This window comes from Sphaerospermopsis reniformis (genome assembly GCF_005402885.1).
In the GTDB taxonomy this organism is placed as follows: domain Bacteria; phylum Cyanobacteriota; class Cyanobacteriia; order Cyanobacteriales; family Nostocaceae; genus Sphaerospermopsis; species Sphaerospermopsis kisseleviana.
On record NZ_BJCE01000170.1, the window covers coordinates 1 to 11580 of the forward strand.

The 11580-nt window shown below is 38.8% G+C and carries 9 protein-coding genes; 5 read left to right on the forward strand and 4 right to left on the reverse strand.

The genetic code is table 11. The annotated features are described in order from the left end of the window. The first annotated feature begins 352 nt into the window (after positions 1–352). On the forward strand, positions 353–520 hold the full coding sequence (tatA, locus tag FFR48_RS19675) for a twin-arginine translocase TatA/TatE family subunit (protein ID WP_137668545.1): 168 nt from the start codon (positions 353–355) through the stop codon (positions 518–520). A gap of 225 nt (positions 521–745) precedes the next feature. On the opposite strand, the gene FFR48_RS19680 is transcribed toward tatA, so the two are convergent. Further along, positions 746–1720 (reverse strand): RpnC/YadD family protein, encoded by a 975-nt coding sequence (locus FFR48_RS19680; RefSeq protein ID WP_137668546.1) that lies wholly within the window; start codon positions 1718–1720, stop codon positions 746–748. Between the two features lie 443 nt (positions 1721–2163). On the opposite strand from FFR48_RS19680, the gene FFR48_RS19685 reads away from it, so the two are divergent. From FFR48_RS19685 to FFR48_RS19695, 3 genes are all read left to right on the forward strand, one after another. Next, positions 2164–4119, forward strand: coding sequence for a tetratricopeptide repeat-containing sensor histidine kinase (locus FFR48_RS19685; RefSeq protein WP_137668547.1), 1956 nt, complete (start codon positions 2164–2166; stop codon positions 4117–4119). 98 nt (positions 4120–4217) lie between these two features. Continuing rightward, on the forward strand, positions 4218–5318 hold the full coding sequence (locus FFR48_RS19690) for an RNA-binding domain-containing protein (protein WP_137668548.1): 1101 nt from the start codon (positions 4218–4220) through the stop codon (positions 5316–5318). Between the two features lie 6 nt (positions 5319–5324). Next, on the forward strand, positions 5325–5540 hold the full coding sequence (locus FFR48_RS19695) for an apurinic/apyrimidinic endonuclease family protein (RefSeq protein ID WP_137668549.1): 216 nt from the start codon (positions 5325–5327) through the stop codon (positions 5538–5540). Between the two features lie 21 nt (positions 5541–5561). Here FFR48_RS19695 and FFR48_RS19700 read toward each other — a convergent pair whose 3' ends face one another. From FFR48_RS19700 to FFR48_RS19710, 3 genes are all read right to left on the reverse strand, one after another. After that, on the reverse strand, positions 5562–5762 hold the full coding sequence (locus tag FFR48_RS19700) for a hypothetical protein (protein ID WP_137668550.1): 201 nt from the start codon (positions 5760–5762) through the stop codon (positions 5562–5564). A gap of 504 nt (positions 5763–6266) precedes the next feature. Beyond that, positions 6267–8969 (reverse strand): cyanophycin synthetase, encoded by a 2703-nt coding sequence (cphA, locus tag FFR48_RS19705; protein ID WP_096566844.1) that lies wholly within the window; start codon positions 8967–8969, stop codon positions 6267–6269. Positions 8970–9139: 170 nt separating this feature from the next. Beyond that, complete coding sequence (locus FFR48_RS19710) at positions 9140–10003, reverse strand: cyanophycinase (RefSeq protein ID WP_137668552.1); 864 nt, start codon at positions 10001–10003, stop codon at positions 9140–9142. A gap of 722 nt (positions 10004–10725) precedes the next feature. On the opposite strand from FFR48_RS19710, the gene trmD reads away from it, so the two are divergent. Next, positions 10726–11436, forward strand: a complete 711-nt coding sequence (trmD, locus tag FFR48_RS19715; RefSeq protein WP_137668551.1) for a tRNA (guanosine(37)-N1)-methyltransferase TrmD — start codon at positions 10726–10728, stop codon at positions 11434–11436. The last annotated feature ends 144 nt before the right edge of the window (positions 11437–11580 follow it).

The window sequence follows — 11580 nt, forward strand, 5'->3', positions numbered from 1 at the left end:
TCCTGCGTGTTGCGCTAGTAGTAGTCGTTGTTGCTTGTTAACTTTGAGTTGGGTTTTGAATCCTAGTAGCATACAGTGATTTTACTGTAATTCTGTCACAAAGCAAAAGATGACAGGAAATTTTCAGTAACTGTGAGTATTTGTTAGTATTGGTTAAGAAAACAGTAACTAGCTACTAACCCTAGAGCAATACTTACAAACTGGGAGAAAGTTTGCAGAAAATGAAATTAAAGAAATAGGGAAAGCAGTTTTAGAGATTTTCATTTATCTCCATGAGTTGCACCCACCCGTTATTCACCGTGAATAGAATAAATTGTATAGTTAACCTAAAGTGACTCAAGAGGAAAATTCTATGTTTGGATTAGGATGGCCGGAAGTAGTAATTATTGCCATAGTTGCAATTTTGATTTTTGGACCCAAGAAAATTCCTGAGTTGGGGGGAGTATTGGGAAAGAGTTTGAGAAATTTCCAAGAGGGAATTAAGAAGACTGATGAAGATGATAATTCAGAACAATCATAATTGTCTGAATCAGGATTTCTGGTTACTGAGCGGTTAGTGAGCGGAGTCGAACTACGGTTAGTGAGCTTGTACTGAGCCTGTCCTGAGCGGTGTCGAAGGGCGGTGTCGAAGGGCGCAGTCGAACTATGTCGAAGTAAGTCGAAGTACAGGATTTTAGGATTTACAGGATGAGGAATTTGATAAATCCCTGATTTCCTCATAATAGAAGTAATCAGGGATATTATATCATTGATTTTGCTGCAATTCTGCATCAATTAACTTTTGAAATTCCTCCAAAGAATTAACACTAATACTTGCTAACAGGAGATTTTCCAGAATAGTCATATCCTCAATTTTCTTGAGAGAATCGCTCATCAATTCGGGAACATTATTAAATCTATTGGACAGAATTTTGATAATATTGTTTTGGCAGTTTTTTCTAGCACCTTTGATTTCACCTTTGGCTTCACCTCGTTCTTCTGCCATTTCTTCAATAGTGCTTAGGAAAGGCATATTTAACTCCTTTTCATGTTGTTCTAATTTCTGGTTGAATGTAGTTTGTAATGGTGGTGGTAAGGTCATCATTTTATCAATGAATTTAACTAAATTGATAATATCAAATCTAGTTAAACCCTTTTGATATAATGGTCTGACTATGTTCCATTTCCATTGTTCTCGTTGCGTGAAGTCTTTAGTCGTGGCTTTGGTTTTCAGATGTGCCATGACTATTATAGCAAACAAATTGTTACTGGTGGTTAATTCTTCCCATTGATAGTCTAATAGTTTCACAATACTAAATTGCATTTTTACGAAACTATCATCTATGCCATATTCATAACTATTCGGTCGCCATTTTGCGTCTTCATCCCCTAAAATTGCTAAACTAATAACTGGTTTATGAAATAAATCAAAGGAACGATAGTTATAGATGTACATTCTTTGGGTAAATTCTTTGTCATATTGACTTTGTACTTCTATGTGGATCAAAATCCAGATGATTTCATTGTTTAATAACCACACTTGAAACAATTTATCTGCATAGCGTTTTTTAGTTTGACTAGATGCTGTGATTTGTTCCAGTTCTTTATCTAGGGAGATGGGGGTTTTACTCCAATCTATTTTTTTGTGGAGGTTGGGGTAAAAGAATTGCATAAATGATTCAAAATATTGGGTGATTGCTTCTTTCCATGTTTGATCATAATTGGCGGTTGTTTCTGTCATTCTTGCCCCTGTTAATGTTATTGTCTGAATCAGGACACCCTTCGGGAAGTCAAAAGTCAAAAGTCAAAAGTCAAAATTTTTTTGTCTGAATCAGGATATCTGGTTACTGAGCGGTTAGTGAGCTTGTACTGAGCGGTGTCGAAGGGCGCAGTCGAACTATGTCGAAGTAAGTCGAAGTACAGGATTTTAAGATTTTCAGGATGTGATTATTAAATAGTAAATTACACTAGATTCTAGTCGGTTTTAACCGACTTTAGCTTTAAGACAGGGAATTTATTACCTAGCTCATGGATTGCATAAAGATGTCAGAATCAGGATTTACAGGATATAATTGTCAAACATTCCCTCAGTAAATTAAACTAGATTCTAGTCGGTTTTAACCGACTTTGGCTTTGAGACAGGGAATTTATTCCCTGGATTCCTTTACATTTAAAAAATCAACTATGATTAATAATCATGATATCCAATCTTTAATTAACAAAGCTGACGATTTACTGAGAAATCGGAACAGCAAACAAGCTATTGCCATTATTCAACAAGTTTTAGAAATTGAACCAGATAATATTGAGGCTTTGAAAATTCATGGACAATCTCTAGGAAAACTAAATAAAATAAAAGAAGCATTAACCATTTTTGAAAAAGCTCTACAAATTGAACCAAATCATGTTAGTATTCTGAGAAATTATGGAAGTGCTTTATTTCAGGTTGCTAATTATGATAAAGCATTAAATATTCTTGACAAGGCTTTACAAATTGAACCAAATAATTTAAAGGTATTAAGTACATATAGTAAAGTTTTATTGAAATTAAAATGTTACGAAAAAGCTTTTGTACTTTTTGAGCAATCTTTACAACTTGAAACTAATAACATAATAACTTTAAATAGCTATGGTAAAGCCTTAGCTGAGTCGGGAAATTATGAAAAAGCTTGTGATATTTTTGAGAGGTCTTTAAAAATTAATCCTGATGATATAATAGCATTAAATAGCTATGGTAAAGCCTTAGCTGATTCGGGAAATTATGAAAAAGCTTGTGATATTTTTGAGAGATTTTTACAAATAAAATCTAATAATTACATATCTTTTATATACGCTAGATGTCTAGAACATTTGGGTAAATACACAGATGCCATATCTCAACTGCAAGCGATAGATTTTGATAGTCTCCCCCAATATCATATAAATGTTATTCATATTACTTTAGGAAGACTTTATTATTGTCTTCAATCTTACGAACAAGGAAATAAGTATTTTAACTTAGCACTTGCTAACTCAGATGATAAAGAGAAGTCAATACTATCCAGTGCTAGAAGTATTCTCGCTCATAATCCTTATAATGAAACTGCTGTGAAGATGTTACAACAAATTGCTGAGGAATCACCACGCTATTCTCAAGCAATGGAAATGTTGACACTAAATTTAAGTGAAGAAGAATATTTTAAAATGGTCAAATCTGATTACCAAAGTGGTGTAAATGACACCGAAATACTAAATCGAGCAATTTATCATAAAATTGCTAATGAAATCAGTATTCTCAAAGGCATTGCTTACCGGATTTTGCGTTTTTCTCAAACAGAAGATCCCTTACTTACAGGTATTATTAATGATATTGAAGATGTACTGGAAGAAGTTAACCGTCGTCGAGCATTAGAAAAATCCCAAATTGCCACTATTGCTAATGATGAATATGAGCAAATTCTAGCAATTATTTCCAAAACTGCTCATGATATTTCTGATTTTGTTAATAATCAGTTAGCAATTATTGAGTCTAAAACTAGACGTGCTATGAGAAAACTTGCTGTTGATGATCCTCACTACAAGCAATTTGAGAAATTATTAACACAACTAGAATTTACTCAAATTGCTCTTAACGATCTCAAAGCTATTAATGAAGGTATCAAAATTAAAAATCATCATTTTAAAATCAAAAAACTATTTGAAAAATGGGAAGCTAACCCTCATATTGATAATGCTTCTATTACTCTGGATATTAAAAATGGTGATTCAGAGTTTAATGGTGATGAAGAAAAGATCAAAAGTATTTTAAATGAATTAGTAGAAAATTCCCTCAAACACAATGCTAAAAAACTAGATTTAAACATCTCTATATCTACAGAGGATATTATCAATCCTCCGGGAATCCGTGGTGCTAATATTCCTGGTGAGCAAAAATATCTATTAATTGAGTTTAATGATAATGGTCAAGGAGTTCCCCCAGATAAAAAAGATTGGATATTTCAACCTTTAAAAACTACCGCTAGTGAAGGTCATGGTAGTGGTTTAGGATTATTCATTATCCGCAAAACATTAACACAGATGAACGGACACATCCAAGAAACTGGATGGAAAGGAGCTAGATTTAAAATCTATATTCCTTATACAAAAAGCGAAAATACTTAATTGTGTTAAATTTGATATAAGTCACACTATCAGGTTATACTAGGAATATAGTATAATTTGCTTTGTGTCATTTTTAAATCTCTGAAAATTATAGAATTATGCAGACTAAAAATATTCATTTGCTATTGGTGGAAGATAATTCTGGCTACCTCACTCAACTTATAGAGTGGTTAAATGATTATGGTTATCGTCAGATTCAGACTGCTTCTAGTGTAGTTGAAGCAACAGAAAAGTTATGTGATCCTTTTGATGTCATAATTGCTGATATGCGAATGGAGCAAGATAACAGTGGATTTGTGATTTTGGAAGAGGTAAAAGCACGTAATCTTTCATCAGTGGTGATTATCCTCACTGCTAATGATAATGTGATAGATTGTCGAAATGCTTTTAAATTGCAAGCATGGGACTATATTTCTAAAACCATGCGGGGTAATGTTTTTGATGCTCTCCACGATTCTATCCAAGAAGCTATTACCTATTTTAATCGGTGGGGTAATGTTCACAATGAACAATGGATAACTGAAAATCTGGAACTTTTAGAAAAAGACTATTGGGGTAAATATATTGCAGTTATTAATAAAACTGTGATTGAAACAGCAGATAATGAAGATACCCTCAACAAATTACTTGAGGAACGAAAATTAAGACGGTTTTTAACTACTATTAGAAAAATAGGTGATTTACAACCAATTTCTCAACTGATAAAATTACCAGAAAGTCCAAAATTAGAATATAAAAGCACTTTGCAATGGGATGTTAGACAAAATCGTAAAAATGAGGATTTAAAATTTAATGTCCTTAAAACTATTGCTGCTTTTCTCAATTCTGAAGGTGGAACGCTAATTATTGGAGTTGAAGATGATGGTAATATTTTTGGATTAGAGCAAGATTTAGCTACACTTTCCAAAGGTTCTCTAGATCAATTTGAACAAACAATTGTAAATCTGATTTGCGATCGCATTGGTCCTGGCTTTATGTCATTAGTTACAGTTAGATTTGAGACAATACAAAGTAAAACAGTATGTGCAATTGATGTCAGAAAATCAGATATAATAGCTGTGATGCAAGGTAAAGATAAAAAATCAAAAGATAAAAAATCAGAACTCTATATTCGTGCGGGTAATACCTCAAAGTCTCTTGATATTTCAGAAACAGTAGAATTTTGTTTAAATCAGAACAAAAACAATATCAAGAGTTGATATAATATGAGAGAAAATTATGATTTTTCTCAATCTATTAAAAATCCCTATTCTAAACAGTTGAAAAAACAGGTCACAATTGATTTAGAACAGGATGTAATTGAATACTTTGAAGAAATAGCTCAAGAAACTGGCATTTCTTATGTAAAATTAATTCATCTTTATCTGCGTGAACGTATGGAAAATAAACGCCAATTATCAGTAATCAAACAAATAACTTAGACGGAACATGAAAATATTTACCTAAAACTTCAGCTTGTTCTGCATTGATATTACAATCACCTTGAAGAACAGTATTGCTTCCTGATCACCTTCTTTAAGACCTAAAATATTTAATAAATCTGCTTCATCCATTCCCCTTTCTTCCATCAAATGTTGTAAAACTTGTAGAGGTTTTGCAGGTTCTAAAGGATGATTTTCAGTTTCATATTTCTCTACCAACATTACTAATAAATCATATAAGGCATCTTCTTCTGTGGTTCTATTTTTATTAAATAAAAGCCGTTCAACTTCTTGTAATGCTGATTGCTATTCATTACGATCAATAGCATAATTTATATCCTTTCCCATCCTGTAAATCCTTAAATCCTGTACTTCGACTTACTTCGACTGCGCTCAGTACAAGTCGCTCAGTAACCAGACATCCTGATTCAGACAAAAAATCCTGAAAATCCTGAAATCCTGTACTTCGACTTACTTCGACTTACTTCGACTGCGCCCTTCGACTGCGCCCTTCGACATCGCCCTTCGACACCGCCCTTCGACACCGCCCTTCGACTTCGCTCAGGACAGGCTCAGGACAGGCTCAGGACAGGCTCAGGACAGGCTCAGTACAAGTCGCTCAGTAACCAGACATCCTGATTCAGACAAAAAAACCGACAACCCAACGAACTAATAACACAAAAAAATCAACAGTAGGGACAATTCATAAATTATCCCTACCGGAAATTAGAGTAGGGTATTAACCACGGAAGAAGGTGCTACCCCATTTTGGGAATCATTAATCGTAGTATTTGCGCTTTGTGGCTGAATTTCTTCCTGTACACCCCGCACCTTAATCAACCGAATAGCACGACTCACACTTTCCGGTAAAATCACCACCAGACTACCATCAGGAGCCATATCCAAACCTTTATTAATGGCTTGGGTTTCATCCAGAATTGATTCATAACGGCAATTAGGTTTAGCCTGATTAATGCCTTGAATAATCAAATCTGCGGCTGATCCCCGTGGTCTGCCTCTAGTGTCATCATCTTCTTTAACAATGATGTAGTCAAAAATATCAGCTGCTAATTTACCCAGAATGACAAAATCTTCATCCCGGCGATCGCCCGGTCCCCCGACTATACCTATGCGCTGTCCACTTGTCCAGTTACGAACAAAAGATCCCACAGCTTCATAACTAGCAGGGTTGTGGGCATAATCTACCAAAGCATGGTATTTACCCAAATTAAACAAATTCATCCGTCCTGGTGTTTGACTCACTGAAGCGCGGAAAGTCCTCAAACCAGAACGAATTTGTTCAATACTCACATTCTGTACAAAAGCTGCCAAACTTGCTGCTAAAGCATTGGCAATCATAAACGGCGCTTTTCCGCCCATTGTTAAGGGTATATTTTCTGCTCTTTCTATCCGATGTGTCCAATCGCCTTTAACAATTGACAGATAACCATTTTCATATACTGCCGCTACTCCTCCCTTCTGGATGTGCTTTCGCACCAGTTCCGAGTCAGGATTCATGGTGAAGTAAGCAATATTGGCTTTTGTTTTTTCTGCCATCGCTGCTACACGATGATCATCAGCATTGAGAACTGCATAACCATCAGGAAACACCGCTTCAGCAACTACACTTTTCAGGTTTGCTAACTGTTCAATGGTATCAATATCACCGATACCTAAATGGTCAGCAGCTACATTTAACACCACACCCACATTAGCCGCATCAAAACCTAACCCAGAACGGAGAATACCACCCCGTGCCGATTCTAATACAGCCACCTCCACAGTTGGATCTTGCAGGATCACATGGGCGCTTTGAGGACCAGTGTTATCTCCAGCTTCCACCAAGAAATCACCGATATAAGTACCATCTGTTGTGGTATAGCCGACAACTTTACCTGTTTGCTTATAAATGTGTGCTAACAGACGAGTTGTAGTAGTTTTACCATTAGTACCAGTGACACTGAGGATAGGAAGACGGCTCGGTTTTTCGTTGGGGAACAGCATATCCATGACTGCGCCGGCAACATTGCGGGGAGTACCCACACTGGGAGCAACGTGCATCCGAAAACCAGGGGCGGCGTTAACTTCCACGATCACACCATCCATCTCTCTCAGCGGACGGCTAATATCCGTAGTGACGACATCCAAACCTGCAATATCCAAACCGATAATTTTCACTACCCGTTGTGCTAACCAGACATTTTCCGGGTGAATTTCGTCGGTACGATCCACAGCAATACCACCTGTACTCAGGTTAGCCGTTGCCCGCAGATAACAAATTTGCCCCTTGGGAGGCACACTATTAACGGTGTAACCTTGTCTTTCTAATAGCTGGTAGCTGGTACGATCTAACTCAATTTTAGTCAGGACATTATCATGACCTTCACCGCGATTCGGGTCTTTGTTGGTTTCATCAACCAATTCAGCAATAGTGGATTTACCATCACCAACTACATGGGCGGGAACTCGTTCCGCTACAGCTACAACTTTACCATCTACCACTAACACCCGATGGTCACGCCCAACATAATACCGTTCCACAATAATAGAACGGGAAACCTGTCTAGCCGCGTCATAGCCTGCTTCAGCTTCATCCCAATTCCTGATATCAATGGTGATACCACGTCCATGATTGCCATCTAGAGGTTTGATGACTATAGGATAACCGCCAACATATTCAATGGCTTCTTCCAAATCATCCAAGAAGTTAATCACCGTACCTCTGGGTACTGGTACACCATTGGTAGCGAGGATGCGTTTGGTGGCTTCTTTATCACAAGCTAATTCTACACCGAGAATGCCTGTTTTATCGGTCATTGTGGCCTGCATCCGTTTTTGATTCACACCATAGCCGAGTTGAATCAGAAACCTGGCGGCTAGAGGCATCCAAGGAATACCTCTTTTTTCTGCTTCTTTGACTATTGCTTCTGTAGAAGGACCAAGGGAAGCATCACGCCAAAAGTCTTTAAGGTCTTGAATATCCTGCTCTAACTCGGCTTTAGGATAACGACCCCGATCAACAATGCTTTGACAAAGCCGCACTGCTGCACGTCCCGCATAACGTCCCGCTTCTTCATTTAGGTACTCAATCACTACCTGGTAAACTCCAGGAGTGGCAGTCTCACGGGTACGGCCGAAACCTACGTGCATTCCAGCTAGTTCCTGGAGTTCTAAAGCTACGTGTTCTACGATATGACCCATCATGGTGCCTTCTCGTACACGCATCAGAAAACCACCACGACAGCCCGGTGAACAATAGTGACCCTCCAGACTTGGTAGGGCTTCAACTAATCCTTCATAAAAGCCTGGGATTTGATTTGAGGGTGTTTCGGCAAGGTTTTCCAAATCAAGGCGCATGACGATTAGTTTATGGCGTCGAATGCTCCAATAGTTTGGGCCGCGTAAGGTCTGGATCTTGAGGATTCTCATGGGAATAGGTAGATGGAGATTCGGAACCAAAATTCTAGTTTCTTACTGAAATTGACCGCTAAACTGTTCACTATAAACAGTTTTTTCTTTTTAGATAGTATTTGTCTATTTTTTTGGCAACAACAAATAAATGCGCGGTCAACCAGTGTAACCTCAGATACTCTATCCCGTCAGCTGGAGATCCGATGCACAGCGGGTAAAACAGTACGTTGGTAAAGATGAAAGCGATCTCCGTAACTGAGGATATGTAGACGTAAATTATGTACAGTCAATGGTTCGTTGGCACTGACATGGTGTTCGTTAGTATGGGTAAGTTCTGTAGGGTCAACAATTGTGACGCTACCTTTACCTAATACTTGCAACCAACCATCACGTTCAAACACAGCACAAGTATCTTCATCAATGCCAATACCAAGACGATCTGGATGGGCAGCGATCGCACTAATCAATCTTCCCATCCGATTGCGGTTGTGAAAGTGTTGATCGACGATAACTTCAGGAATAAATCCTAAACCTGTGGCCATATCAACCAGGGAACGATTGGGCGTTTCCCCACTACCTCCACCTGCAATCATGTGATGTCCCATGACTGCTGCCCCCGCACTCGTTCCTGCTAAAGTCAGTTGTCCTGCTCGCACCCGCTGGCGGATAATATCCATTGCCGGTGTATCTGACAGAACTCCACAGAGGCGCAATTGATCTCCCCCTGTTAAAAAGACCCCAGTACAGGCTTCTAAGGATGCCTGAATTTGAGAGTTTTCGCATTGTTCGCGTTCACGAATGTCTAAAATCTCAACCTTTTCCGCACCCATTTCTTCAAAAATGCGAATATACCGACCACCAATGATGGCTGGTTCGCGGGAGGCAGATGGAACAATTGTAATATATGCCTTACTAGCACCAGCACGAGCAACAAAAGTCCGCAAGATTTCGCGTCCGTGAACTTTGTCTTCTGCGCCTCCGATAACTAGAACGGCGGTTTTAGTTGCTTGGGGTGTCCTCATTTCCAGCGATTTAGCTTTTAATTGCTGCATTGTGTTTCTGTGGTCAACAACTTCAGGAACCATCGCCTTTAAAGGTTTCCCAGGCTTGTGGCGAATGGCTTGTGAATTTAATCAGGTTTAGTCGCCTGTTTCTTTTCGCCCTTTGCTTTTTTAAGAGGACACTTTTGATCAGTTTCAGAGTTGCTAAATTTGACTCTCCAACTTTTCCTTAAACGCAGATGAAGTTTAAGTTCTGTCATGTCCGTTACTGTTCCTCATCACCAGCGCCTTGTTTTTCACCTTTCTGCTGATTCCAGAGTGGTAGAATAAATAGTGCTTTCAGGCTGGGTTTACCCTTTAGTTTTGGGGGCGAAAGCAGGTCTTGACACTCTTTTTTCTGAAGCTGGCTCGATACATCCTGGAAGTTGTTAACTTTGGTGGGATTATTAATTTAAATTTAGTTGTGACAATATTTAAACATAAATTAAGTAATTAGAAAAACTTTTGCTCCCACTAAAAAGATAAGAATTCTGGTACTTTTAGATACTATAGCTACGGTTTATCTCTAGTATTACCTCCTCCTGACTTCACAGGAACTCTTAATGGGATAAAGAGGGGAAGATAGAAAGATGGGAATATGGGGAGAAATATTTACGTTCTGCCTTGTGCCTTGTGCCTTCTGTCTTGTGCCTTCTGTCTTGTGCCTTGTGCCTCATTGGTAATTTACGTTAAATGTCCCAATCTCATCTTAGTGTCATTAAATACGAATTATTGTGCGTTTTGATATAGTTACACTTTTTCCTGATAGTTTTAGTTCAGTTCTGGGATCTGGTCTTTTGGGCAAAGCCCTAGCCAAGCAGATTGCTGAAGTACATCTGGTTAATCCCAGGGATTTTACCACAGATAAACATCGTAAGGTAGATGATGAACCCTACGGCGGTGGTGTGGGGATGCTGATGAAGCCTGAACCGATTTTTGCATCTGTGGAATCTTTGCCGATTTTACCGCGTCGAGAGGTAATTTTGATGAGTCCCCAAGGTGAAACAATAAATCAGCCCCTGCTGCGAGAATTAGCAACAAATTATGACCAATTGGTGGTGATTTGTGGACATTATGAAGGGGTAGATGAAAGAGTGCTAAATTTAGTCACTCGTGAAGTGTCTTTGGGTGATTTTATCCTCACCGGTGGCGAAATTCCGGCGATGGCGTTATTAAATGGCGTTGTACGCTTACTACCAGGGACGGTGGGTAAGGTAGAATCTCTCAAGGCTGAAAGTTTTGAGGAAGGTTTATTAGATTTTCCCCAGTATACCCGTCCTGCCAATTTTCGCGGTTGGAAAGTCCCAAATGTGCTACTCAGTGGTAATCATAGGGAAATTGCCAAATGGCGTTTTCAACAACAAATTCAACGCACCGCTTCCCGTCGTCCCGATTTGCTGCAAAAATGGCAACAAGAGAGGGAACAGGGGACTGGTGACTGGTGACTGGGGACTGAGGACTGGGGACTGGTGACTGGTGACTGGTGCTTAGGGCTCGGTGACTGGGGAGTGGGGCCTGGAGAGTAGGTGTTTGGAAGTGGGGTTAGGTCGCGTGGGTCTGGGTACGCGTAACTGGACAGTGAGGCATGG